Source organism: Amycolatopsis anabasis (assembly GCF_009765355.1).
Taxonomy (GTDB): Bacteria; Actinomycetota; Actinomycetes; order Mycobacteriales; family Pseudonocardiaceae; genus Amycolatopsis; species Amycolatopsis anabasis.
On sequence record NZ_VTHK01000003.1, the window covers coordinates 320,652 to 344,746 of the forward strand.

Sequence of the window (24,095 nt, forward strand, 5' to 3'; positions counted from 1 at the left end):
GCCGCTGGGAGCCGACGATGCTGGACGGGTGCGTGCCCTGGCCCACGGAATTCGCCGACGCCTACCGGGCCGCGGGCCACTGGGCCGGGCAACCCCTCGACGTGCTCCTGCGCGACGGCGCCCGCGATCATCCGGACCGGATCGCCCTGGTCGACGCGGCCGGATCCCGGTGGAGCTACGCCGAACTCGACGCGCGCGCGGACCGGGTCGCGGCGGGGCTGCACGGGCTCGGCCTGCGCGCCGGTGACCGGATCGTCGTGCAACTGCCCAATATCCCCGAATTCGTCGTGCTGATCTTCGGGCTGCTGCGGATCGGCGCGCTGCCGGTGCTCGCGCTGCCCGCGCACCGGGAGAGCGAGATCGCGCCGCTGTGCGAGCTCAGCGAGGCCGTCGCCTACGTGATCGCCGATTTCGACGAGGCCGGATACGACTACCGCGCGCTCGCGCGGAGCGTGCGCAAATCCGTGCCGTCGGTCGAACACGTCCTGGTCGTCGGGGACCCCGAGGAGTTCACCGCGCTGCCCGAGGCCGAACCGATCGCCCTGGCCGCACCCGACCCCGGCGAGGTCGCGCTGTTCCTGCTGTCCGGCGGAACCACCGGCACGCCGAAGCTGATTCCCCGCACCCACAACGACTACCTCTACAACGCGCGGGAAAGCGCGCGGGTGTGCGGGCTCGGCGAGCACACCGTCTACCTGGTGGCGCTGCCCGCCGCGCACAACTTCGCGTTCGCCTGCCCCGGAATCCTGGGCACCTTCGCCGCGGGCGGCACGGTCGTGCTGGCCCCGGATCCCAGCCCGGACGGCGTTTTCCCGTTGATCGAACGGGAAAAGGTCACGATCACCGCGGTCGTCCCGCCGGTCGCCCTGCTGTGGATGGACGCCGCCGAATTCGCCGACGAGGACCTGTCCAGCCTGCGCCTGCTGCAGGTCGGCGGCGCGAAGTTCAGCGCGGAACCGGCGAGCCGCGTGCCGGAGGCGCTGGGTTGCGCGCTGCAGCAGGTGTTCGGGATGGCCGAGGGCCTGCTCAACTACACGCGCCTGGACGATCCGGCGGAGCTGGTGATCACCACGCAGGGCCGCCCGATGTCCGGAAGCGACGAGATCCGGGTCGTCGACGAGGACGGCGAAGAGGTCGCCCCCGGCCAGAGCGGCGAACTGCTCACCCGCGGGCCGTACACCCTGCGCGGCTACTACCGCGCGCCGGAGCACAACGCGCGCTCGTTCACCCCGGACGGTTTCTACCGCTCCGGTGACCTGGTGCGCGTCCTGCCGTCCGGCCACCTGGTCGTCGAAGGCCGGGTGAAGGACCAGATCAACCGCGGCGGCGAGAAGATCCCGGCCGAGGAACTGGAGAACCACCTGCTCGCGCACCCCGCGGTGCACGACGCCGCAGTGGTCGGCATGGCCGACGAGATCATGGGCGAGCGCACCTGCGCGTTCCTGATCGTCAAGGGCGAGGCGCCGACGCTGCGCGAGGTCACCGCCTTCCTGCGCGAACGCGGGGTCGCCGCGTACAAGCTGCCGGACCGGATCGAGGTGCTCGACGCCTTCCCGCTCACCACGGTCGGCAAGGTCAGCAAGAAGGCGCTGGGGAAGCTGCTGGAAACCGAGTGACCGCGCAGGTCGTCGAGGCGCCCGCCCCCGCGCGGGGCCGCCACACCGCGAAGGCGCTCGGGCTGGTCGCCGCGTTCGCGGTGCTGATCGCGGTGTCGCTGGTCAGCATCGCCGTCGGCGCGCGGTCCGTATCACTGTCCACTGTGGTCGATGTGCTGTTCTCCGGCGGCCACTCGGACGCCGCCTACGTGGTCTGGGACCTGCGGGTTCCGCGCACGCTGATCGGGATCGCGGTCGGCGCCGCACTGGGTGTCGCCGGGGCGCTCATGCAGTCGCTGACCCGCAACCCGCTCGCCGATCCCGGCCTTTTGGGGGTCAACGCGGGCGCGTCCTCGGCCGCGGCGCTCGCGGTCAGCGTGTTCGGGCTGACCGATCTGCGCGCGTTCATCTGGTTCGCGTTCGCCGGGGCGGCGGTCGCGGGCGCGGTGCTGTACCTGATCGCCAGCGGCGGGCGGGGCGGCGCGTCCCCGGTGCGGCTCGCGCTGGCCGGGACCGCGGTGTCCGCCGCGCTCACCGGGATCACCCAGGGCGCGATGCTGCTGGATTCCCGGACGCTGGACCAGTTGCGGTTCTGGACGGTCGGTTCGCTGAACCGGATCGACGGGGCGACGCTGGCCCGGGTGGCCCCGTTCCTCGGCGCCGGGCTGATCCTCGCGCTGCTGCTCGCGCGCCCGCTCAACGCGATGGCGCTGGGCGACGACGCGGGCCGCGCGCTCGGCGCGCACCTCGGACGCACCCGAGTGCTGACCCTGGTCGCCATCACCCTCCTGGCCGGGGCGGCGACCGCAGCGGTCGGGCCGCTGGTGTTCGTCGGGCTCGCGGTGCCGCACATGGTCCGCGCGATCACCGGCCCGGACCAGCGCTGGGTGCTGCCCTACTGCGTGGTGCTCGCGCCGGTGCTGCTGCTCGCCGCGGACGTGCTCGGCCGGGTCGTGGCGAAACAGGAGATCGACGTGGGTGTGATCACCGCGCTGCTCGGCGCGCCGCTGTTCATCGTGCTGGTCCGCCGGAACCGGGCGGCGAAACCGTGACGGTCGTGCCGATCCGCCGCGTGCCGCGGCCGTTGCTGGTGAGCGTTTTCCTGGTCGCCGCGCTCGCCGTGGTCGCGGTGATAACCCTGGGCACCGGCCAGATTTCCGTGGCACCGCTGGACGTCGTGCGGACGCTGCTGGGCAACGGCAGCAAGCTGACCGATTTCGCGGTGCTCGAACTGCGGCTGCCGCGCGCGGTGACGGCCGTCCTGGTCGGCGCGGCACTCGGCATCAGCGGCGCGGTTTTCCAGAGCCTGTCCCGGAATCCGCTGGGCAGCCCGGACATCATCGGCTTCAACTACGGCGCGACCACCGGCGGGCTGATGGTCATCCTGCTGGCCGGGGGCAGCGCGGCCACGGTGTCGCTCGGCGCGCTCGGCGGCGGGCTGGTCACCGCGCTGCTGGTGTACCTGCTCGCCTGGCAACGCGGCGTGCGCGGGTACCGGCTGGTGCTCGTCGGCGTGGGCGTCAGCGCGATCCTGCAGTCGATCAACTTCTACCTGATCGTGAACGCCAACCTCGCCGACGCCTCGCGCGCCACCGTGTGGATCACCGGCAGCCTCAACAACCGCGGCTGGGAGCACGCCGTTCCGGTCGGGATCGCGCTGGCGGTCGTGCTGCCCGCGGTGCTGCTCGGCGGGAAGTGGCTGCGGATCCTGGAAATGGGCGACGAGCCCGCGCGTTCGCTGGGCGTCCCGGTCGAGGGCGCCCGGCTGTACCTGCTGATCACCGGGACCGCGGCGTGCGCGGTGGCGACCGCGGCGGCCGGGCCGATCGCGTTCGTCGCGCTCACCGCGCCGCAACTGGCCAAACGGCTCACCCGGTCGACCGGTCCCAACGTCCTGCCCGCCGCGTGGATGGGCGCGCTGCTCGTGCTGGCCGCGGACTTCGCCGCGCAGCGGGTCGGCGGTTCGGCCACGCTGCCGGTCGGGGTGGCCACCGCCGCGCTGGGCGGCGCCTACCTCGGCTGGTTGCTGTGGCGGCAGCGCGCTCAGTCGGCCTGAACCACAAAGGGCGCCACGCTGGAGAGTTTCTCGCAGGTCTCCTCGTACTCCCGGTCCGGCGTGGACTCCGCGACGATCCCCGCACCGGCGCGCAACCAGCCGCGCCCGTCGCGGGCGTAGACCGCGCGCAGCACGAGCGCCGCGTCGAGCGAACCGTCGTGCGAAGCGGCGACCACCGCGCCCGAGTACAGGCCGCGCGGCTCGTCCAGGCGGAAGATCGCGTCCAGCGACTCGCGTTTCGGGATGCCCGAGGCGGTGACCGCCGGGAACAGCGCCTCCAGCGCGTCCCACGCCGTGCGCCCCTCGTCCAGGGTGCCGCTGACCAGCGAGGCGAGGTGCTGCACGCTGCCGCGTTCGGAGATGCCCATGAAGTCGCCGACCCCGACCGAACCCGGGCGGCACACCCGGCGCAGCTCGTCCTGCGCGGTGCGCACCGAGACGGCGTGCTCGAAGATCTCCTTCGGATCGGATTCGAGTTCGCTGCGCGCGGCGGCGTCGGCCTCCGGGCCGCGGCCGAACGCGCGGGTCCCGGCGAGCGGCTGGGTGGTGACCTTGCGGTCCGCGCCGACCGTCACCACCACCTCCGGGCTGAAACCCGCCGCCTCGAGCCCGCCCTGGCGGAGCAGGAACGACCGCGCCGGGGTGTTGCCGCGGCGGCCGAGGACGTAGGTCGACACCAGGTCCGGCGGGTACGGGATCGGCACGGTCCGGGACAGGATGACCTTCTGGTACTCGCCCTTGTGGATCTCCTTGACCGCCTGCGCCACGCGTTCGCGGTAGTCGGCGCCGCCGGTGCGGATGTCGATCGGCGTGGCGGCGCACTCGCGGTTTTCCGGCTGTGCCAGGAGTTCGCGCACGCGCGCGGGAACGGCTCCGGCACCCCGGATCACCGCGCCCGCGGTGTCCAGGCGCACCTCGAGCCGCGGGATCATCAGCCGCGCCAGCTCGCCCCGGGGTGATTCGGCGCCGAGCGCGGCGAGCGCGGGGACCACCCCGGCGAAGCCGAATTCCACGCGGCCGTAGGCGTTCCAGCCGGTGATCGGCAAGGAATCGAGCGCCCGGTGCAGCGCCGCGCCCGGCGAACCGGACCACGGGGTCACGGATTCGGCGCCGTCGAAGCGGATCCGCACGTGCTCGGCGTCCAGCGACACGCTCGCCAGCTCACCGGCGGCGAAGACCCACCGGCCCGCGGTCTCGTACGCCAGGTGGTCACCGAAGTCACCGGCGCGGGCCAGCCGCGCCACCGCGAGCAGCGGATCGAGTGCCGCGCCGAAAGATTCCTCTTCGTAGGACACCAGGACTCCTCGCCGCTCTACTGGATTCCGTTGCCGCTCACGGCGTATTCACGCGGCGGCGCGACCTCGGCGCCGCGCCGGTCGAGGATCGACGCCAGGATCTCGCCGACCCGGATCGCGGTGTTGGACAGCAGGGAGGAGGTGATCCCGTGCGAATGCTCGGTGCCGCCCTGCAGGTAGAGCCCGCCGCGCACCTCGGGATCGGTGCGCAGCCGGTAGTCGCGTTCGATGCGCAGGCGTCCTTGCTCGTCGCGGCGGCACTTCCGGCCGAGCTCACCGAGCAGGTCGGTCGGATCGGCCGGGAGGTAACCGGTCGCGTAGACCACGACCTCGGCGTCCAGCACGGTTTTCTCGCCGGTGGTCAGGGATTCGATGGTCGCGCGCACCCCGTCGCCGGTCTCGGTGACGTCCATCGGCCGGGAGGTGTTGAACATCCGCAGGCGCTGGGCGCCGCGCACCCGCTCGGAGTACACGCGCCGGTACAGATCGTCGATCAGGTCGAGGTCGACGGCCGAGTAGTTGGTGTTGCCGTGGTAGTTCATCAGGCGCTGCTTGATGTCCTCGGGCGCGCCGTAGTACGCGTCGACCGCCTCCGGGTCGAAGATCCGGTTCGCGAACGAACTGTCGTCCGAGGGGCTGAAGCCGTAGCGGGCGAACACCGAACACACCTCGGCGCGCGGGTAGCGGTCGTGCAGGAACGCGGTGACCTCGGCGGCGCTCTGCCCGGCGCCGACCACGACCACTCGGGACGGATCCCGTTCGTCCAGCCGCTCGACCCGGTGCAGCAGTTCGCTGTTGTGCCAGATCCGCTCGCTCGGAGTAATCCCCTCGGGCAGGTTCGGCCGGAGGCCGGTGCCCAGCGCCAGGTTGCGCGCGTGCAGCGTCTCGCCCGCGGCGGTGCGCACCGCGAAGCAGGCGAAGTCACCGTCTTCGAACACCGGCTCGATCGCGGTGACGTCCTGGCCGTAGGTGACCAGGTCGTCCACTTTGGCGGCGGCCCACTCGAAGTAGTCGTGGAACTCGATGCGCAGCGGGAACAGGTTCTTGTGGTTGATGAAGTCGACCAGCCGGCCCTGACTGTGCAGGTAGTTCAGGAAGCTGAACTCGCTGGTCGGGTTCCGCATGGTCGCCAGGTCCTTGAGGAAGGACACCTGCATGGTCGCGTTCTCCAGCAGCATGCCGCGGTGCCAGCCGAACCGGGGCTGGCGCTCGAGGAACCGGGCCGTGACTGGCGTGCCGCCGCTCGCGTTGTGCTCGGTCAGCGCGATCGCGAGCGCGAGGTTCGAGGGGCCGAAGCCGACTCCGACGAGGTCGTGAACCGCGGGCGATGCGGGAAGTGCAAGCGACATACCTGTCCGATCCGTCGACGCGTGGGCAGAGGTGACCCTAACCTAACTTAGGGGAGGCTCAACTACTACATTCGATCGTGACGTTCATCCCTATGCGAGGAGGACCCATGCGGGTCGCGATGTTCGGCTACCAGACCTGGGGCCACCGCACGCTGCGGGCGCTGCTGGACTCGGAACACGAGGTGGTGCTGGTCGTCACGCATCCGAAGAGCGAGCACGCCTACGAGAAGATCTGGTCCGATTCGGTCGCCGAACTGGCCGAGGCGCACGGCGTGCCGGTGCTGATCCGCAACCGTCCCGACGATCAGGAACTGCTGTCCCGGCTCAAGGAAGCCGATCCGGACCTGATCGTCGCGAACAACTGGCGCACCTGGCTGCCGCCGGAGATCTACTCGCTGCCGCGGCTGGGCACGCTGAACGTGCACGACTCGCTGCTGCCCGCCTACGCCGGTTTCTCGCCGCTGATCTGGGCTTTGATCAACGGCGAGCCCGAGGTGGGCGTGACCGCGCACATGATGGACGAGGGGCTGGACGCCGGTGACATCGTGCTGCAGCGCGCGGTGCCGGTCGGTCCGCGCGACACGACCACGGACCTGTTCCACAAGACCGTCGACCTGATCGGCCCGATCACCGTGGACGCGCTGACGCTGCTCGCCTCGGGCGAGGCGAAACTCACCCCGCAGGACCGGTCCAAGGCCAGCTTCTTCCACAAACGGTCCATTGAGGACAGTCGGATCGACTGGACCTGGCCCGCCGAGGACCTCGACCGGCTCGTCCGCGCGCAGTCCGACCCGTACCCGAACGCGTTCACGGTCCACAAGGGCGAGCGGTTGCGCGTGGTCCGGGCTTCGGTGTCGAAGGGGCGCTACGGCGGCACACCCGGCCGGATCTTCATCCGCGAAGGCGACGGCGTGGTGATCGTCGCCGGCGCGGACGCGCGGCGGGGCCGCAACCACGGGCTGCTGCTCGAGCGGGTCCGCACCGAGGACGGTACGGAGTACCCGGCGACCGAGTACTTCCGCACCATGGGCGGGTATCTGGGGTAGGCGCTTACTGGCCGATCACCGGCGGGGTGGTCCGGTCCAGGCCCTCGGTGCCGAAGAACTCGTTGGGATCGTTCTCCTGGAGGAACCCGGCGCGCTTGTGCTCCTTGTCCTCCTCCTTGCCCTTGCCGCCCGCACCCGCGGCGCCGGCGGGCATCCCCGCGGCGCCCTTGGCCCCGGCCGCCGCCCCGCCCTTGGCCGCCACCTCGGCGGCCCCGCGGGCGCCGGGCGCGCCCGATCCGGTGCCCTTGCCCGCGTTCGGGCCCTCGGGTGTCCCGGGCTGGGCGCCGGGTTTGGCGCCGGGTTTGGCGCCACCGGCGAACCCGGAGATCCGCCCGCCCGCGGAGCGCGCCGCGCTGCCGGGGAACCCGCGCCGGTTGCCCTCGCGAACCTGCTCACTGCCCAACTGTCCGAGCCCGGGCGCGGGGACGCCCAGCGCGGCAGCGGGCCCGAGCCCGGGTGCCGGGGTCCTCGTCCAGCCCGGAGGGTTCTGGTAACCGGGCGGCGTGATGCCCGGAACCTGACCCCGGCCGGAGTCCACGCCCGGCCGGAGGTCGTTCGGGCGCCCCGGCGGGACGTCGCCGCCGATGAACCCCGGCGGCGTCACCGAACTGGTGCCCGGCGGTTTGGCGATGCCCGGATCCACCGAGGAAACCTGCGTCCGCCCGTCGATCGGCGTCTCGACCGCCCCGGAGAACGGGAGTTTGGGTGGCTGCGCGAACGAAGGCTGGGTGGACCCGGTGCTGAACAAGGTCTGATCCCGGCCACTGACCACCGCGGCGGCCTGATCGTGCGCCTGCCGCTGGAGCTGCGCCTGCTGGTTCATATCGGACCAGGTGCTCAGCGCGTCGAAGACCTTGCCACCCGCCATCTGCTCCTTGGCGAGATCCATGGACTCGTTGACACTCCGCCCGGCAGGCGGCGGCATCTGCTTCTGCGCCTCGACGAGCGCCGCGGACTGCTGGGAAAACCGGTTGGAGGCAAGGAAAGCGGAGTCACCGGAAGAGTCGGTCCACTTGGCCAACTCCCCGAAGAACCCGTGCGCCTGCTCGGCGGCCGGCCCCTGCCAGAGCGATTCCTCCTTCGCCGCGGCCTGCGTGAAGTTGAAGGACAATTCCTTCTGCGCGTTACCGAGATCGTTGAGGATCATCCCCTGCTCGTCCACGGCGTTCGGATCCACACCGTCGCGCACAAAGGAAACGAGCTGCTGATGCGGCACGGCACGATAATCCGCGTCCGACGGGTCAAGCCCCTCCCGAAATCCTTGGGCGAACGGCGACCCCACCTGAGCTTCGAGCCGCTGCCCTTCTTCGACCGAGTAACTACCCGCCACTCGGCCCGGGTCGCCACCGAACACGTTTCCGGACTCATCGGCATAGACCTCGGCTTCGTAGCGTCGGCGGCCGTACTTGGTCGGTCCATAAGGGTCAGTCATGGTCGAACCCTCCCCTGGTCACTGAACCTTCGGCAGTTTCGGTTCGAGCTTTTCCGCATATTGCTTGGCAATGGGGCATCCGTCGTCATGCACACCGGCGGTTACCCCAATGACGGCCCTCGCGTGCTCGGCGACCTCGATGGCGATGTCACAGTTACCGCCCGCCTTCGCCGACTGCAATGCGCGCCGACCGTTGATGTCGGTACTCGTCGCGTTAGGGTCGGTCTTGGTGAACTCCGCCAAACCTTGAACCGGATCGAGAGCAAGTCCGACGGCCCAGGCATCGATTTTCCCAGTATTGCATTCGTTGCGGGAAGTCTTGTTCACTCCCGGGTCAAAGCCCTGACCGGCGAGCAGATCATCGAGCACCTCGCAGGCATTCATTTCAGCAAAGACATCCTGGTTACCAGCGCTGGACGCCGCAGGCGTCGCAGCGGGCAGCGCCGTGCCAACCTGTTTGCTCGAACACCCCGCCATAGCCAGCACCGCACACACGGCAACAGACGCTCCAAGACAGTGGAGGGTACGGGCGCTGGTCATAATCACCTAGTCCTTTAGTCCTTGAAAACACCGAGGCGCTTGGTAGCGGCTTCGTCTGCGGCGTTGTAGTTCTTCTTCGCGGTCTCAATCGCTTCGCGAATGGCGTCCAGCCCTTCCCGGAACTTGAGCATCACCTGCACCAGGGACTGCTCATCCGAGTCCATCGCGGTCAACACATGACTGGCGACCGTCTGCGCGTACTGATCATTGCCCAGCATCGGCGCTTGCTGAAGCTGCCCCAATCTCTTCGAGATGTCCTGGTGCTGCTTCTCCGCCGCTTTCAAAGCGTTCAGGAAGTGGGCGCCGCCTTCTTCGCTGATGGCCCAGCCGCCGGCCTTGGCTTTGCCGAGGAGGTCCTTGGCCCCGTCGGCGAACGCGTTCACCTGCTTGGCATCGCCCAACCCGCCGACGACCGACTGCAGGAACGCGCTGCCCGAGTCTCCGTCCGCCACGTCATTCCTCCCCGAATGCCCGAATCCGCGTTACCAGATGTATACCTACGGTAGCAACGGCGCGGTGGCCGCGTCTGCCGTTTCGCACAGTGTTCAGCCTCCGAGCGCGCGGTTGAGCCGTTCCCGCAGCCACTGCGCGATCCGGGACCGGTCGGCCGGGGTGAACGTGTGCCGCCGGGCGCCGTCGGGCAGGTCCTCGGTCGCCACGAAGAACCGGCCCTCGGTGGTGTCGAACCAGTTCAAGGCCGCCACCGGGACCTCCTTACCGCGCCGCACCTGGGTGTCGGGCTCGCGCACCGAGCATTCGATCACGCCGTAGCGCAGCATGGGGGCCGCGAAGAAGTGCTCCACCGGCCGCATCGCTTGCATCCGGGGGTCGTCGGCGGGTTCGTCCACCCACGGGGTCGGCTCCGCCGGGCCGGTCTCCTTGGGCACCAGCACAGTGACCGGGCCGCCGAGCCGGGCGCGCCAGTCCGGCAGCACGGCGACCATTTCCGGCACGACGTGCTCCGGCCGCATCCGGTCGATCACCAGCCGCTCGCCGCGCTGGCTGCACAGGAAACCGAGGTCGCCCAGCCAGCCGCCGCGGTAGAGATAACGCGAATCGGTTTCCAGTACCTCCGCGACCTGGGTGAGCAGCACCCGCGGTGCGGACCAGGCCTTGAGCAGCTTCGCCAGGTCCTCGCGGGCCCCGTTCTGATCGGCAAGCCCGTCTTCGCGGAGCCGCCGCCAGGTGCGCGCCCGCTGCTCGGCGCGCTCGGTGAACGTCGGGCTCACGTACGGGATCTCGTACGGGTAGACCAACCGGCCGAGCCCGAGATCCTCGTCCAGAATGTCCATTTCTTCCAGAGTCGCACCGAACGACGCCAACCCGGAAACCCCCTGCCACCCACTCAAGAACCTGTCACGATCGGTAATCGGGACAGGACTCGACGGTAGCGCAATCCCCCGGCGAGGTCAGCCCCTCGGCCCAGTGGAGCTTCCCGGTCGCGCACCCTGGTGTCGAACCAGGCACCCCGGGGACATGAATCCCGGGTGGCCGCCGGACCGTGCGCGGTGGATCGTGCCCCTGCCAGGAGTCGAACCCGGATCTCCGGCTCCGGAAGCCGGCGTCGTGTCCGTTGGACCACAAGGGCGGAGTTCGTGCTGCCCGTCGAGGGTTCGAACCTCGGTCTCCGGACTCAGAATCCGGCGTCAGTGCCAGCTTGACCAACGGGCATCGGCGGCTCCCGGTCCAGGATTCGAACCTGGCTCCCCGGATCCAAAGTCCGGGATGCTGCCGCTACACCAACCGGGACTGCCGAAGTACCCCTGCCAGGAGTCGAACCTGGACTGGCCGGATCCTGAATCCGGTGCCTCTACCAGTTGGGCTACAGGGGCGGGTGGAGCCGGCACCCCCACGCGCGGGGGTGCCGGGGCGCAGCGCGTGCGGGGATCGAACCCGCGTCCCCGGATCGAGAGTCCGGTATCCGTTCCACTGGACCAACGCGCCCGGCGTCGGGAACCCCCGAGTCGAACGGGGTGTCTCCTGATCCCAAATCAGGCGGGTTGCCGTCTCCCTCGTTCCCGGCAGCGCAGACGGGATTCGAACCCGTGTCCCCGGGGCGAAAACCCGGAATCCTCGGCCACTGGACGACTGCGCCTCGCTCGTGTCAGCACCCCCGCGAGGATTTGAACCTCGGACCTCGGCGTTCGTAGCGCCGCGCTCTGTCCCACTGAGCTACGGGGGTCTGTGAAACCGCTCCACTGTGTAGTTCTCAAACAACCGCACCCGAAAAAGGGCGCGCGTGATCACCGCGAAAAGAATGGTTTTCCGGCACGGCGAATAAAGAAAGCCGCCCTGATCGGTTTCCCGACGGGCGGCTCCCTGATGTGCTGACGCGTTACGTCACACTCGGGGAGCCGAGCCCCTCAAGTCGCTGTTCTTGCAGGCGGAAGCCCCACGACCGCCCCATCATCGGGACGCGCGGCAGCGCCGCCACAGCCACCGGCTGTCGCGGGATCCGCACCCACCGCGTCGCGTTCATGGTCACTTCCCCTTCAATCGCGTGAACTGATACCAGTGTGCGTCACCGGCGATTCCTCGTCAACGCATTAATTGGGGTGATCGAGCCAATCGTCGGTCTCGCGGAATCGACCGAGTCCGACGGCATCGAACTCGTCGTGATGGTCGCGCTTGTCGACGCCGAGTCGCCGGAGCGCTTGGGAGATCGGACTGCCGTCGGCCGGCGGCGGCTCATTCTCGGCGAGGTGGAGCGGACCGAGGACAACGTGCCCGCCATCCCATACCTGCGCGGTCTCCGAGCTTGCCCCGCCGAAGTACTCGGCTTCGAGGTAGGCGACCGCGTCGGACAACGCGTCGGTTATCGGGAGCAGCGACAACTGCTGACCAAGAGGCACGATGTGCGCGGCCCCGTAGCCGCGGCCAGGTTCTGCAAAACCTGGTGAGCGGCTACGACCGCCTCGAGGCAGTACCTGAACCGTTCCGATTCGGTCGCTGGTTGTGGGTGGCAGGTGAGGGATTCGAACCCCCGAAGGCTGAGCCGTCTGATTTACAGTCAGATCCCTTTGGCCGCTTGGGTAACCTGCCGGGGCCGGACGAACCGGCCGACGAAGAGAGTACCTAACGCCGTGGCGGGGGCTGCAACCGGTATACCCGGCCGGGGGCGGCAGGGCCTTCCGGAGCCTTCCGCCGGGGACAGCTGCACGCGCCGGGGCACGCTTTTCGTCCCGGTGCCGATCGACAGGGCTAGGGTTGGGCAACCTGAACGAGCCGAGTGCGAGGTGTGAGGACACGTGGCGGATCCCTCTTTCGACGTGGTGAGCAAGGTCGACCGGCAGGAGGTGGACAACGCGCTGAACCAGGCCGGTAAGGAGCTCTCCACCCGCTTCGACTTCCGCGGCGTCAACGCCAAGGTCGCCTGGGCGGGTGAGGAAGCCATCACCATCGAGGCGGAGACCGAGGAGCGGGCGCTCGCGGCGGTCGAGGTGTTCAAGGAGAAGCTGATCAAGCGGGGCATCTCGCTCAAGGCGTTCGAGGCCGGGGAGCCCGCGGTTTCCGGGAAGATCTACAAGGTCAACGGCAAGATCATCCAGGGCATCGCCTCGGACAAGGCCAAGCAGATCGCCAAGTACATCCGCGACGAGGGCCCGAAGGGCGTCCAGGCGCAGATCCAGGGCGACCAGTTGCGGGTGTCCGGCAAGAAGAAGGACCACCTGCAGGACGTCATCGCGCTGCTGAAGAACAAGGACTTCGAGATCGCGCTGCAGTTCACCAACTACCGGTGAGCTTGGTCACCGGCTCAGCGGCACCACCTCGTGGATCCGCGGCGCCGGTGAGCCGGGGCGCCACAGCAGCCGGATCGAGCTGGTGACCGCGCCGCGGACCGGCAGCTCGGTGTAGCCGTCGCGCAGCCTGCCGATCGTGCGCCACCGGCCGTCGGCGAGTGCCTGCACGTCCGCCGCGCCGGAACCGAGCACCACCACGCGGTCCACGGGCCGGGTCGCGGTCACCACGAGCGCGTCGCCCGCCCGCGGGGTGGCCGCGGCGGTGTACACCGTGTCCGCGTCGCCGTCCGCGGCGGCGGGCAGGACCGAACCCGGGGCGGGCGCCGGGCCGCCGGTCACGGTAGCGCGGTGCTCGTCGGCCGTGGTCACCGTGAAGTCCCGGACGACCAGCCAGTTCGCCTGCTCCCCGGTCACCCGGATCCGGAGGTGGCGCGCCTGGGTGCCGGGCGGCAGGTCGGCGGCGACCTCCGGGCCGGTGACCTCGGCCACCTGGGTCCACTGGCGCCCGTCGGCGGACCGTTCGAGCACCCCCGCGTGCACGTAGTCGCCGGGGCTGCCGGGCTTGGCCATGGTCACCTCGACCCGGGTCACCGGCCGCACCGCGCCGAGGTCCACGCCCACCTGGTCACCCGGTTTCGGCGCGCGATCGCTCCAGTAGAACGTCGCCGGGTTCCGGTCGGTCATCCCCGCGGGCGGGTGGTCCTGGTAGGTCCCCATCGACGTGGTCGCCAGCACCCGGGGTGGCAGCCCGAACCCCTGGTCGACGGTGGCCAGGGCCCGGTCGAAGAACGGTTCGCACACGTCCACGCACACCTGCGGTTTCTTCGGCCCGTTCGCGGTCGGCGTGGTGATCGCGTCGGCCCGGGCGCGGGTGGCGACGAGTGCGGCGCGCTCGGCCCAGGCGGTGGCGCCGTCCCCGGCGCGCTGGGCGAGCAGCATGCGCACCGCGTGCCGCCCGGCCTGCCCGTAGAACCCGAGTTTGTCCAGCCAGGGCCCGACCTCGTCGAGGAACGCCGGGTTGGCCGCCATCCCGCGACGCAGTTCGTCCGGGTTCGCGGCCAGCCGCCGCAGGTACGCGTCGAGCCTGCCCGCCGCCTGCTCCGGCGCCGCCCAGAACCGGTCGAGCAGCGGGCGCAGCACCGGCGAGTCCTGGTCCTTCGCGCCGGTGTCCAACCGCTCCAGGACCCCGGCGAAGTTGTTCTCCGCGAACACCTTCAGCGCGCCCGCGCCCGGCCCGCCGAGATCGGCGACCGCGGCCGCCCAGGACGCGTCCGGGTCGTACCCGCTCGGGTTCCACAGGAAGTCGGCCGAGGTGAACTCGGCGATCTTGGACGCCTCCGCCTGCACCATCGGGTTCGCGGTCACCCCGGCCAGGGCGCCAGTGATCCCGGGTTCTCGGCCGACGTACGGCCCGAGCAGGAGCCGCGGGGTGACGTAGTCGTTGACCGGGTAGTTGTCCCAGACCAGGATGTCGTGCCCGAAGACCTGCTTCGCTTGGCGCGCCTGCGCTTCGGTGATCCGCGGGGCGATCACGCCGACCCCGGTCCATTCGACGAGCACCGCGGGATCGAGCTGCTCGCGCAGGGCCTTCTTGTATCCGGTGTCGGCGAGGTCGTAGTACTCGGTCGGGACCATCTGCAGCCGTTCGATCCCGGGATGGGTGGCGACGAAGTCCCCCTGGACCCGGTTGAGCAGGAACGACTGGGCGGCGCCCGCCGCGGCGCCGCCGGTGCCGAACTTCGCCTTGTCGGCGTCACAGTTCCACGTCGTGTACGAGATGTCGTCCAGCGGGATCGCGAAGGACCGCACGCCGATGTCCCACAGCGACTGGAACTTCGCGACCAGCGCGCGCTCGTCGTTGTCGGCGGAATAGCAGACCGACAGCCCCGGCGAGAGGGCGTAGGTGAACTCGACGTGGTTGGCGGCCGCGCGGCCGGCCAGTTCCTTGATCTCGGCGAGCTTGTCCGCCGGGTAGGCGTCCCGCCACCGCTCGCGCAGGTACGGATCGTCCTTGGGCGAGTAGACGTAGATGTTCTGCTTGGTGCGGCCGTAGAAGTCGAGCTGGGACAACCGGTCCGCGTGCGACCAGGGGGCGCCGTAGAAGCCCTCGATGACCCCGCGCAACGGCGTGGCCGGCCAGTCGCGCACGCTCACCGCGGGCACCTTGCGGCCGGTGACCAATTGGCGCAGGGTCTGCGCGGCGTAGAACGTGCCGGTGGCGTCCACTCCGGACAGTGCGAGCACGCCGCGCCCGGCGGCGAGCGCGTAGCCCCCGGCGGGCAGGCCGTCGGGTCCGCGGGCGCCGAGGCGCTCGAGCGCGCCCGCGGTCGCCGGGTTCTCCCGGGGCCCGCCGAGGTAGACGGTCAGCGCGGCCTCGCCCGGTACGAACCGTTCCGCCCCCGCGGCCTTCAGGACCTGTTCGACGACGGCCCGCGTGGCCGGATCGGTCCCCTCGCCGAGCACCTCGCCCACGGTCTTCGGCACGGTGACCGCACCGCGCTTCGGCTGCACCTCCTGCGGCGTCGGCCAGACCTTCGGCACCGTGACGGTCTCCGCACTCGCGGTGACCGGTATGGTGAGCGCCCCCGTCACCGCCAGCAGAGCCGCGAGAAAAAGCCTGGTAGATCGCATCCGCGCGCCCATCCGCCGCCTCCGAATCAGGTACCGGATCTTGCACGCTAACACTCGATCGAGTTAATGGACTAGACCAAAAAGAGGGTAATTCCCGCACTTGGAATGCCGCAAAACGAGTGAAAAACCACCCAAATCTGTCACCCCATGGTGTAATCACGACGTTGCCGTACGGGAGGAAGAGCATGCGCCGCCTGGGAACCAGCCTCGCGCTGCTGATGTCGTTGCTGGCGGTCGCCGGTCTGGTCGCGCCCGCCTCGGCGGCCCCGGCCACCGAACGCAAGCTGCTGACCGAGGGCATGGGGTCCTATCCGCGGCTGATCCGCCTCGAGCACTCCGGGCTGCGCAACGGCCGGATCGTCGCCGCGATCACCAGCGAAGACGCCCGCGGCCGGTTCGCGCCGATCTTCCAGAGCACCGACGAGGGCCGCAGCTTCAAGCAGATCGGCGAGGTCCGGGATCCCGAAGGCGGCCCCAACGGGATGTGCTGCGGCACGCTGTACGAGCTGCCGCGGCAGGTGGGGCGCCTGCGCGCGGGCACCCTGCTGTGGGCGGCCAGCTACGGCCAGAACGCCGGGGCGGCCCGCCGGATCGGGATCAAGGTGTGGGCCAGCCGGGACGGGGGCCGGTCCTGGTCGTTCCTGTCCGAGGCCGCGCGGTCGCACAACCGCGACGGCGTCTGGGAGCCGGAGCTGACCGTCGACGCCGGCGGCACGCTCTGGATGCACTACGCCGACGAGACCGAGGCCCCGCAGTTCGCGCAGGTGCTCAACCGGGTCGCCTCGACCGACGGCGTCACCTGGGGCACCAAGCAGCGCACGATGGCGATCCCGCCGCACCGGGTCCGGCCCGGGATGCCGCTCGTGCGGCGGCTGCCCGACGGCCGGTTCTACTTCGGGTACGAGATCTGCAACTACGGTCACCGGTTCTGCGACCCGTACTACAAGATCTCCCCGGACGGCGCGAACTTCGGCGACCCGGTCGCGCCGGGCAACCAGATCGCGACCGCCAACGGCAACCACTTCCAGCACGCGCAGACGGTCACCCTGTTCCCGGGCGGGCCGAACGGGACGCGGCTGCTGATGGTCGGCCAGATCTACGTCAACGACAAGGGCGTCCCGCTGCCGGGCAACGGGCGCACCCTGCTGGCGAACGACAACCTCGGCGCGGGCCCGTGGTACGAGGTCCCGGCGCCGGTGCACGTGGGGCGGCCCTACGACGACTGGTGCCCGAACTACAGCTCGACCCTGCTGCCGGTGGACGGCGGCGCGAACGTGCTGGAGATCGCCGCCGACTACGACAACGGCGTGTGCAAGGCCTACTTCGGCAAGGGCCCCTCCCGCTAGCTAGCCCGGGACGACCAGGGCGCCGAGCCAGGTGCCCAGGGCCTGTTCGGCTTCCGCGCGGGCCCGGGCCGGGTCCTCGGCGGAGGAGATCAGCAGGGCGGCCTCGATCACCGCGCTCAGCACCAGCCGGGCGAGCACGCCGACCGGCTGCGGGGTGACCAGGCCCGCCTCGATCGCCCGGTCGAACACCTCGGCCAGCAGGCCCAGGCCGTGTTCCGCCTCGATCTCGCGCCACACCTGCCAGCCGAGCACCGCGGGCGCGTCGATCAGCGCGATCTGGCGGATCTCCGGCCGCCCGCACTCGTCCAGGAACGCCCCGAGCGCGATCACCATGCCGGTCGCGAAGTCCGGGGCCCCGTCCAGCGCCGCCCGCACGGTGGCGGTCAGCTCCCGTTCGACCTGCTCGACCACGTCCCGGAACAACGCCTGCTTGTCCGCGTAGTGGTGGTACAGCGCGCCCCGGGTCACCCCGGCGGCCCGCACGATCTCGTCGGCGGGCACCGCGGAGTAGCCGCGTTCGGCGAACAGTTCGCGGGCGGCGGCCAGCAGCGCTGACTTGGTGGTGCTGGAGCGGTCGGACTGGGTGCGGCGCATAAGGCCTCAGTGTGCCAAGCGGAAAACTTCCTGGCGCGCGAACCTGATGATGTGCCCGCCGAGCGCCGCGGGCTGGTCCTCCGGCACGAACGTGTAGCTGTCCTCGATCTCCACCAGCCGCGCGTCCGGCAGCGCCTGGGCTAGCCGGTGGGCCAGCGACAGCGGGAACAGCTTGTCCTCGACGGCCCAGGCGAGCAGCACCGGGCGGTCGAAGGCGGGCAGTTTCCGGGCCGCGGCCAGGGTGTGCCGCCGGTCGACCGCGCGCAGGAACTTGCGCAGATCCCGCCGGACCCCGCGGTCGCGCCACACCGGATCGATGTACGAGCCGACCACCTCGCGCGGCACCCGCCGCTTGGCCACCCAGCCGAAGGCGATCGGCAACGGCTGGACGAACCGGCTGCGCAGGGCCGCGGCGAGCACCGACGTCGCCCCCGGCACCCGGGCGAGCCGCGGCAGCGGGGCGAAGATCGGCGGGAAGAAGCGCTCGAAGCTGTCCGACGGGGTGAGCACCACGCCCGCGATCCGCTCGGGGTGCTCGGCCATCAGGATCTGGGTGATCGCGCCGCCGGTGTCGTTCGCCACCACCAGCACGCCGGTCAGGTCGAGCGCCTCGAGGAACTCGGCGATCAGGCGCGCGATCCCGGGCGGGGTCAGGTCGGCGTCCGGGGCCATCGGCGTGCGGTGCGAGCCGAGCGGCCAGTCCGGGGCCAGGCAGCGGAATCCGGCGTCCGCGACCGCGGGCAGCACGTCGCGCCACAGATCGGCGTTGACCAGCAGGCCGTGCACGAACACCACCGGGCGCCCCGCGCCGCGTTCCGCGTAGTGCAGCATGCCCGCGGACAGGGTGACCTGACCGGACCGTTCCAGCATGACGTCCTCCTTCGTCGGGACTCCAGAGTTACATACATACAGTACGTATGTAAAGAACCGATACCCTGCTCCCCGGGACGCGACACAGGCGAGGACGGAGTTCGGGCATGAAGGGGATCGTGCTGGCGGGGGGCAGCGGAACGCGGCTGCACCCGATCACCCAGGCGGTGTCGAAACAACTGCTCCCGGTCTACGACAAACCGATGATCTACTACCCGATCTCGGTGCTGATGCTCGCCGGAATCCGGGAGATCCTGCTCATCACCACCCCCGCCGATCTGCCCAACTTCCGCCGCCTGCTCGGCAACGGCAACCAGTTCGGGCTGGCGATCTCCTACGCCGAGCAGCCCAGCCCGAACGGCCTGGCCGAGGCGTTCGTGATCGGCGCGGACTTCATCGGCGACGACGACGTGGCGCTGGTGCTGGGCGACAACATCTTCTACGGCCAGGGCTTCTCCGGCCGGATGCACGCCGAGGTATCCACTTTGGACGGTTGCGTGCTGTTCGGGTACCCGGTGAAGGATCCGCAGCGCTACGGCGTCGGCGAGGTGGATGCGGCCGGGCAGCTGGTCTCCATCGAGGAGAAACCGGCCAAGCCGCGGTCGAACAAGGCGATCACCGGGCTGTACTTCTACGACAACCAGGTGGTCGAGATCGCCCGCGGGCTCAAGCCCTCCCCGCGCGGTGAGCTGGAGATCACCGACGTGAACCTGACCTACCTGCGCGCGCGCCGGGCGAAACTGGTCGACCTCGGCCGCGGGTTCGCCTGGCTGGACACCGGCACGCACGATTCGCTGCTCGAGGCGGGCCAGTTCGTCCAGGTGCTGGAGCACCGCACCGGGGTCCGGATCGCGTGCCTCGAGGAGATCGCGCTGCGCATGGGGTACATCGACGCGGACCAGTGCTACGCCCTGGGCGGCAAACTCGCCAAATCCGGTTACGGCGACTACGTGATGTCGGTCGCCCTGGCCGCGGGCGCGACCGGCTGAGCGTCAGCCGAGGCCGAGGTGCTCGCGCAGGGTGGTTCCGGTGTAGTCGGCGCGGAACACGCCCAGTTCCTGCAGATGCGGCACCACGCCCTCGACGAACGGGTCGAGGCCGGTCGGGGTCAGGTGCGGCACCAGCACGAACCCGTCCGCCGCGTCGGACTGGACGTAGTCGTTGATCGTCTCGGCGACCTGGCGCGGGGTGCCGACGAACTGCTGCCGCGCGGTCACCTCGATCACCAGTTCGCGGATGGAGAGCTTCTTCTCCTCGGCGATCGCCCGCCACTTCGCGGCCAGGGCGACCTGGTCCCGCTCGTGCCGGACCCGGCCCCAGGTCAGCGGTTCGGCGTCCGGATCGGGGTCGAAGTCCGGTAGCGGGCCGTCCGGGTCGAAATCGGCCAGGTCCCGGCGCCAGACCTGCTCGAGGAACTGGATCGCGGTCGCCGGGCGGACCTGCTGGTAGCGGATCTCGCGCGCGTACTCGTGCGCCTCGGCCTCGGTGTCGCCGAGCACGAACGTGGCCGCGGGCATGATCAACAGCTCTCGTTCGGCGCGGCCGTACTTCGCCAACCGGCGTTTGACATCGGTGTAGAACCGCTGCCCGTCCTCCAGCGTGCCGTGCCGGGAGAAGATCACGTCCGCGGATTTCGCGGCGAACTCCCGGCCCTCGTCGGAATCCCCGGCCTGGATGACGATCGGCTGCCCCTGCGGCGAGCGGGGCACGGTGAACTCGCCCTCGATGTCGAACTGGGGTCCACTGTGGACGAAGTGGCCGATGCCGCCGTCCCGGACGAAGATCCCGCGCTCGCGGTCCCCGGTCACCGCGTCCGGCGCCCAGCTGTCCCACAGTTCGCGGACCGTGGTGAGGAACTCCTCCGCGCGCCGGTAGCGCTCCTCGCGCGGGAGGTAGCCGCCGCGGCGGAAGTTCTCCCCGGTCCACGCGTCCGGCGAGGTGACCACGTTCCACGCCGCCCGCCCGCCGGAGAGGTGGTCCACAGTGGACACCTTGCGCGCGATCTCGTACGGCTCGTTGTAGGTGGTGGACAGGGTTCCGGCGAGGCCGAGCCGGGTGGTGACCGCGGACAGCGCGGCGAGCACGGTTTCGGTGTTCGGGCGGCCCACCACGTCGAGTTCCAGGATCTTCCCGGCATGCTCGCGGAGGCGGAGTCCCTCGGCGAGGAAGAGGAAGTCGAACTTGCCGCGCTCGGCGGTCCGGGCGAAGTGTTCGAAGGACGCGAAGTCGATCTGGCTGCCCGCGCGCGGATCGCTCCACACGGTCGTGTTGTTCACCCCGGGGAAATGCGCGGCGAGCTTGATCTGCTTGGTCATCGGGAGGCCCCTGCGTACTGGTTGACGGCCACCGGCAGCCCGAGGTTCTCGCGCAGGGTGGCGGCGGGATAGGCATCGCGGAACGCACCGGCGCGCCGCAGGCGGGGCACGACGTCTTCGGCGAACCGGCGCAGGTCTTCGGGGAGCACCGCGGGCCGGACGAGGAACCCGTCGACGCCCGCGGCTTCGGCCCAGGCGGGCAGCGCCTCGGCGAGCCCGGCGGGGTCACCGGTGTACTCCAGCCCGTCCGGCCGCACCGCCTCCCCGTGCAGTTCGTCGAGTTCTTCCTTGCGCGCCAAGGCTTCCCGTTCGGTGTCGGCGAGCAGGACGGAGACGGTGGCGAAGACCTTCGCCCCGGGCGCGCGGTCGGCGACCCGGCGGATCGCGGCCGGATCGGCGGCCTCGGTGAGCACGACCTCGGCGGGCACCGCGTGCGGGGAGTCGCCGTAGACCGCGATCACCGGGTGGCCCTGCGGCGGCCGCGGCGTGATGGACGGTCCCTTGACCGCGAAGAACCGGCCCGCGAAGTCGACGTAGTGCAGCTTCGCGCGGTCGATGAACCGCCCGGTCGCCTCGTCGCGGATGATCGCGCCGTCCTCCCAGCTGTCCCAGAGGCGGGCGATGACGTCGGTGACCTCGGCGTTCTCGGCTTGCGCGGCGGCCTCGCCGGGCGCCGGGCGGCGGCCGAAGTGCCGGGTCTCGGCCTCGGTCACCGAGGGCACCGCGAGCACCCCGGCGCGGCCGCGGCTGGCGTAGTCGAGGGTGGCGACCGCGGTGGACACGTGGAACGGCTCGGTGTGCGTGGTCGTCACGGTCGGCATCAGGCCGATCGACCGGGTCAGCGGGGCGATCGCGGCGAAGGTGAGCAGCGGGTCCAGGCGGCCGCGGACCACGCCTTCGTCACCCGGCTGGATCGCGAGCGAATCGTCGAGCGTGACGAAGTCGAGCAGCGCCGACTCGGCGAGCCGGGCGTGGGCGAGGTAGTGCGCCGAGGTGAACAGCGCGGCGGGGTCGGCGGAGGAAACCCGCCAGGCGGCGGGATGGCGACCGGCACCGTCGAGGGCGGCGCCGAGGTGGAGCTGGGGACGTCCGGTGACCATGCCCCGCACAACCGGCGCCGCCGGTCGCGGATTCCGGGTTCCACGTGCTGGGAACTCAGCGGCCCTGGCGGGCCATTTCTTCCAGGCGGCGGATGCGGTCGGCGATCGGCGGGTGCGTGGAGAACAGCCTGGACAGGCCCGCGCCCGGGCGGAACGGGTTCGCGATCATCAGGTGCGACTGGGAGACGATCCGCGGCTCCGGCGCCAGCGGCGCGGCGCGCGTGCCGCGGTCGAGCTTGGCCAGCGCGGACGCCAGGCCCAGCGGGTCGCCGGTCAGCTCGGCGCCGGAGGCGTCGGCCTGGTACTCCCGCGAGCGGCTCACCGCCATCTTCACCACTCCGGCGGCGATCGGGCCGATCAGCACCAGCAGCAGCGCGACCAGCGGGTTCCCGCTCTCCCGGTTGTTGCCGCCGAACGCCCCGGCGAACATCGCGATGTTCGCGATCACGCTGACCACGCTGGCCAGGGCCCCGGCGACGCAGGAGATGAGGATGTCGCGGTTGTAGACGTGCGACAGTTCGTGGCCGAGGACCGCCCGCAGCTCGCGCTCGTCGAGCAGGTCCAGGATCCCGGTGGTGCAGCACACCGCGGCGTTGCGCGGGTTGCGGCCGGTGGCGAACGCGTTCGGCGCCTGCGTCGGGCTGACGTACAGGCTGGGCATCGGCTGCCGGGCGCTGGTGGCGAGCTCGCGCACGATCCGGTACATCGCGGGCTGCTCGGCCTCGGAGACCGGGCGGGCGTGCATGGCGCGCAGGGCGAGCTTGTCGGAGTTGAAGTAGGCGTACGCGTTCATCGCGAGCGCGACGACCAGCCCGATGATCAGCGCACCCCGGCCGAACAGGGAACTGATCCCGATGATGATGGCGCTGAGCAGGCCGAGCAGCAGCGCGGTCTTCAGCCCGTTCTGGTGCCTGTGCACGTGCGCTGTGCCTCCTTTCCCCGCTCGTCGTCTACCCGGTGAAACGTGTGCAGGGGACACGAAGTTCCTTCGTGATCTTCGTACGGCCGTGCGCACAACTCACTCCGATGCTCGTTTCACTCCACACGGCTCCCGGTGCCGGGTTAAGGTTTCACCAGAAGCCCCACGAAAGAGTGAGACGACGACCACTCGGGAGGCCGAGGTGCGCGGACCGATATTCCCTCGCCGGGCCTTGTTCGTCCTGTTCACCGCCCTGGTGGCCGGTGCGATCGGGGTGCTGCCCCCGGCCTCGGCCGCACAGGTCGTCAACGTCCGAGTCGGTGATCGGCCCGGCCCGATCGGGGTGAATTCGGCGACCGGCATGGTCTACGTGGCGAATACCGCCGCGGGCACGGTCTCGGTGGTCGACGGCCGGAAGAACGCCGTCACCGCGACCGTCCCGGTGGGCGAGGGGCCCAGCGCGGTCGCGGTGAACCAGTTCACCAACCGCGTCTACGTGGCGCTCCCGGCGGCGGGCACGGTGGCGGTGCTCGACGGCGCGAGCAACACGGTGGCCGGGACGGTCGCCGCGGGCCCGGGCACCGCGGTGCTCGGCGTCGACGAATCCGTCAACCAGATCTACGCGGGCAGCAAGGACGGCGGCGCGGTCGGCGTGATCGACGGGGTGAGCAGCACGCTGACCGCGACGATCCCGGGCCCGGGCAGCGGTTTCTCCGGCGTGCGCGTCGATCCGGGCCGGAGGCTGGCGTACTTCTCCAGCGTGAACACGGACACGGTCGAGGTCCTCGACGCGAACGCGAAGAAGTTCGTCGCGAGCATCAAGGTGGGCAAGGCCCCGGCCGGGCTGGACCTCCACCGCACGTCGAACACGATCTACGTGGCCAATGCCGGGATCCACCACCTCTCGGTCGTGGACGGCTGGACCCGGACCGAGCGCAAGACCGTGCTGCTGCGCAGCGAGGCGTCCTCGGCCGCGGTGTACCAGCGGACCAACACCGTGTACGCGAACGGCGGCCCGAACGGGATCGTGAAGATCGACGGCGCGAAGGGCGAACTCGCCGGGGAACTCTCGCTCGGCATCAACCCGGGCGAGGTCGCGGTGCACCAGCGGACCGGCGCGGTCTACGTCACCGATCCCCTGCACGACCTCGTCTCGGTGATCACCGGCTTCTGAGCCGCCCCCGGAGCGGCGCGAGGTGTCATGAGGGGACCCCTCCTGACGAATTTTGCCCGGAGGGGTCCCCTCATGAAACTCGGGCTTCACTTC

General features: G+C 70.5%; 21 protein-coding genes and 8 tRNA genes. 9 read left to right on the forward strand and 20 right to left on the reverse strand.

Features of this window, described 5'->3' with window-relative positions; translation table 11 throughout:
- Positions 1-17 precede the first annotated feature (17 nt).
- The 3 genes from FXO23_RS05595 to FXO23_RS05605 are packed head-to-tail and all read left to right on the forward strand — an operon-like array spanning position 18 to position 3,651.
- Entirely contained in the window at positions 18-1,616 is a 1,599-nt protein-coding gene (locus FXO23_RS05595) for a (2,3-dihydroxybenzoyl)adenylate synthase (RefSeq protein ID WP_158881420.1), read from the forward strand.
- Entirely contained in the window at positions 1,613-2,647 is a 1,035-nt protein-coding gene (locus tag FXO23_RS05600; RefSeq protein WP_158881422.1) for a FecCD family ABC transporter permease, read from the forward strand. Before FXO23_RS05595 ends, FXO23_RS05600 begins: the two co-directional genes overlap by 4 nt.
- 5 nt (positions 2,648-2,652) lie before the next feature.
- The gene (locus FXO23_RS05605) at positions 2,653-3,651 is read left to right on the forward strand and encodes a FecCD family ABC transporter permease (protein ID WP_246256934.1); all 999 of its coding nucleotides are present in this window, start codon (positions 2,653-2,655) and stop codon (positions 3,649-3,651) included.
- Here the strand turns inward: FXO23_RS05605 and FXO23_RS05610 are convergent.
- The gene (locus FXO23_RS05610; protein WP_281356475.1) at positions 3,639-4,946 is read right to left on the reverse strand and encodes a salicylate synthase; all 1,308 of its coding nucleotides are present in this window, start codon (positions 4,944-4,946) and stop codon (positions 3,639-3,641) included. The two genes, FXO23_RS05605 and FXO23_RS05610, sit on opposite strands and share 13 nt — an antisense overlap.
- Before the next feature lie 17 nt (positions 4,947-4,963).
- The gene (locus tag FXO23_RS05615; protein WP_158881426.1) at positions 4,964-6,295 is read right to left on the reverse strand and encodes a lysine N(6)-hydroxylase/L-ornithine N(5)-oxygenase family protein; all 1,332 of its coding nucleotides are present in this window, start codon (positions 6,293-6,295) and stop codon (positions 4,964-4,966) included.
- 107 nt (positions 6,296-6,402) lie between these two features.
- On the opposite strand from FXO23_RS05615, the gene FXO23_RS05620 reads away from it, so the two are divergent.
- Complete coding sequence (locus tag FXO23_RS05620) at positions 6,403-7,341, forward strand: methionyl-tRNA formyltransferase (protein ID WP_158881428.1); 939 nt, start codon at positions 6,403-6,405, stop codon at positions 7,339-7,341.
- A 4-nt stretch (positions 7,342-7,345) separates the two neighbouring features.
- Here the strand turns inward: FXO23_RS05620 and FXO23_RS05625 are convergent, their stop codons facing one another.
- The 11 genes from FXO23_RS05625 to FXO23_RS05675 form a co-directional block, all read right to left on the reverse strand.
- Positions 7,346-8,773, reverse strand: coding sequence for a hypothetical protein (locus FXO23_RS05625; protein ID WP_158881430.1), 1,428 nt, complete (start codon positions 8,771-8,773; stop codon positions 7,346-7,348).
- A gap of 18 nt (positions 8,774-8,791) precedes the next feature.
- Positions 8,792-9,250, reverse strand: coding sequence for a DUF3558 family protein (locus FXO23_RS05630; RefSeq protein ID WP_246256968.1), 459 nt, complete (start codon positions 9,248-9,250; stop codon positions 8,792-8,794).
- A 77-nt stretch (positions 9,251-9,327) separates the two neighbouring features.
- Positions 9,328-9,765 carry a hypothetical protein gene (locus FXO23_RS05635; RefSeq protein WP_158881432.1) on the reverse strand — a complete coding sequence of 146 codons (438 nt, stop codon included), beginning with the start codon at positions 9,763-9,765 and terminating at the stop codon, positions 9,328-9,330.
- Between the two features lie 93 nt (positions 9,766-9,858).
- Complete coding sequence (locus FXO23_RS05640) at positions 9,859-10,605, reverse strand: ESX secretion-associated protein EspG (protein ID WP_158881434.1); 747 nt, start codon at positions 10,603-10,605, stop codon at positions 9,859-9,861.
- Between the two features lie 224 nt (positions 10,606-10,829).
- Positions 10,830-10,901, reverse strand: a tRNA-Arg gene (locus FXO23_RS05645).
- A gap of 10 nt (positions 10,902-10,911) precedes the next feature.
- A tRNA-Gln gene (locus tag FXO23_RS05650) sits at positions 10,912-10,984 on the reverse strand.
- 7 nt (positions 10,985-10,991) lie between these two features.
- Positions 10,992-11,062: transfer RNA gene (locus FXO23_RS05655), tRNA-Gln, on the reverse strand.
- Between the two features lie 9 nt (positions 11,063-11,071).
- Positions 11,072-11,145: transfer RNA gene (locus FXO23_RS05660), tRNA-Leu, on the reverse strand.
- Positions 11,146-11,185: 40 nt separating this feature from the next.
- Positions 11,186-11,257 (reverse strand) — tRNA-Glu (locus FXO23_RS05665).
- A gap of 78 nt (positions 11,258-11,335) precedes the next feature.
- A tRNA-Glu gene (locus tag FXO23_RS05670) sits at positions 11,336-11,408 on the reverse strand.
- A 13-nt stretch (positions 11,409-11,421) separates the two neighbouring features.
- A tRNA-Arg gene (locus FXO23_RS05675) sits at positions 11,422-11,495 on the reverse strand.
- A 373-nt stretch (positions 11,496-11,868) separates the two neighbouring features.
- On the opposite strand from FXO23_RS05675, the gene FXO23_RS05680 reads away from it, so the two are divergent.
- The gene (locus FXO23_RS05680) at positions 11,869-12,213 is read left to right on the forward strand and encodes a hypothetical protein (RefSeq protein WP_158881436.1); all 345 of its coding nucleotides are present in this window, start codon (positions 11,869-11,871) and stop codon (positions 12,211-12,213) included.
- A 60-nt stretch (positions 12,214-12,273) separates the two neighbouring features.
- On the opposite strand, the gene FXO23_RS05685 is transcribed toward FXO23_RS05680, so the two are convergent.
- Positions 12,274-12,355: transfer RNA gene (locus FXO23_RS05685), tRNA-Tyr, on the reverse strand.
- A gap of 206 nt (positions 12,356-12,561) precedes the next feature.
- Between FXO23_RS05685 and FXO23_RS05690 the strand changes: the two genes are divergently transcribed.
- On the forward strand, positions 12,562-13,053 hold the full coding sequence (locus FXO23_RS05690) for a YajQ family cyclic di-GMP-binding protein (protein ID WP_158881438.1): 492 nt from the start codon (positions 12,562-12,564) through the stop codon (positions 13,051-13,053).
- A gap of 6 nt (positions 13,054-13,059) precedes the next feature.
- On the opposite strand, the gene FXO23_RS05695 is transcribed toward FXO23_RS05690, so the two are convergent.
- Positions 13,060-15,684, reverse strand: a complete 2,625-nt coding sequence (locus FXO23_RS05695) for a glycoside hydrolase family 84 protein (protein WP_158881440.1) — start codon at positions 15,682-15,684, stop codon at positions 13,060-13,062.
- A 185-nt stretch (positions 15,685-15,869) separates the two neighbouring features.
- Here FXO23_RS05695 and FXO23_RS05700 point away from each other — a divergent pair, with 185 nt between their 5' ends.
- Positions 15,870-17,030, forward strand: coding sequence for a sialidase family protein (locus FXO23_RS05700; RefSeq protein ID WP_158881442.1), 1,161 nt, complete (start codon positions 15,870-15,872; stop codon positions 17,028-17,030).
- On the opposite strand, the gene FXO23_RS05705 is transcribed toward FXO23_RS05700, so the two are convergent.
- Positions 17,031-17,624 (reverse strand): TetR/AcrR family transcriptional regulator, encoded by a 594-nt coding sequence (locus tag FXO23_RS05705; protein ID WP_158881444.1) that lies wholly within the window; start codon positions 17,622-17,624, stop codon positions 17,031-17,033.
- A 6-nt stretch (positions 17,625-17,630) separates the two neighbouring features.
- The gene (locus FXO23_RS05710) at positions 17,631-18,494 is read right to left on the reverse strand and encodes an alpha/beta fold hydrolase (RefSeq protein ID WP_158881446.1); all 864 of its coding nucleotides are present in this window, start codon (positions 18,492-18,494) and stop codon (positions 17,631-17,633) included.
- 107 nt (positions 18,495-18,601) lie between these two features.
- Between FXO23_RS05710 and rfbA the strand changes: the two genes are divergently transcribed.
- Positions 18,602-19,483, forward strand: coding sequence for a glucose-1-phosphate thymidylyltransferase RfbA (gene rfbA, locus FXO23_RS05715; RefSeq protein ID WP_158881448.1), 882 nt, complete (start codon positions 18,602-18,604; stop codon positions 19,481-19,483).
- Positions 19,484-19,486: 3 nt separating this feature from the next.
- Here the strand turns inward: rfbA and FXO23_RS05720 are convergent, their stop codons facing one another.
- From FXO23_RS05720 to htpX, 3 genes are read right to left on the reverse strand one after another with little or no spacing between them, the layout of a single operon-like run.
- Positions 19,487-20,809: an NtaA/DmoA family FMN-dependent monooxygenase gene (locus FXO23_RS05720; protein ID WP_158881450.1), complete on the reverse strand. Its 1,323-nt coding sequence runs from the start codon at positions 20,807-20,809 to the stop codon at positions 19,487-19,489.
- A complete protein-coding gene (locus FXO23_RS05725) occupies positions 20,806-21,909 on the reverse strand; it encodes an LLM class flavin-dependent oxidoreductase (RefSeq protein ID WP_158881452.1) in 1,104 nt (367 codons plus the stop codon). Before FXO23_RS05725 ends, FXO23_RS05720 begins: the two co-directional genes overlap by 4 nt.
- Positions 21,910-21,964: 55 nt before the next feature.
- On the reverse strand, positions 21,965-22,828 hold the full coding sequence (gene htpX, locus FXO23_RS05730) for a zinc metalloprotease HtpX (RefSeq protein WP_158881454.1): 864 nt from the start codon (positions 22,826-22,828) through the stop codon (positions 21,965-21,967).
- A 202-nt stretch (positions 22,829-23,030) separates the two neighbouring features.
- Between htpX and FXO23_RS05735 the strand changes: the two genes are divergently transcribed.
- Complete coding sequence (locus tag FXO23_RS05735) at positions 23,031-24,002, forward strand: YncE family protein (RefSeq protein ID WP_179956691.1); 972 nt, start codon at positions 23,031-23,033, stop codon at positions 24,000-24,002.
- Positions 24,003-24,095 lie beyond the last annotated feature (93 nt).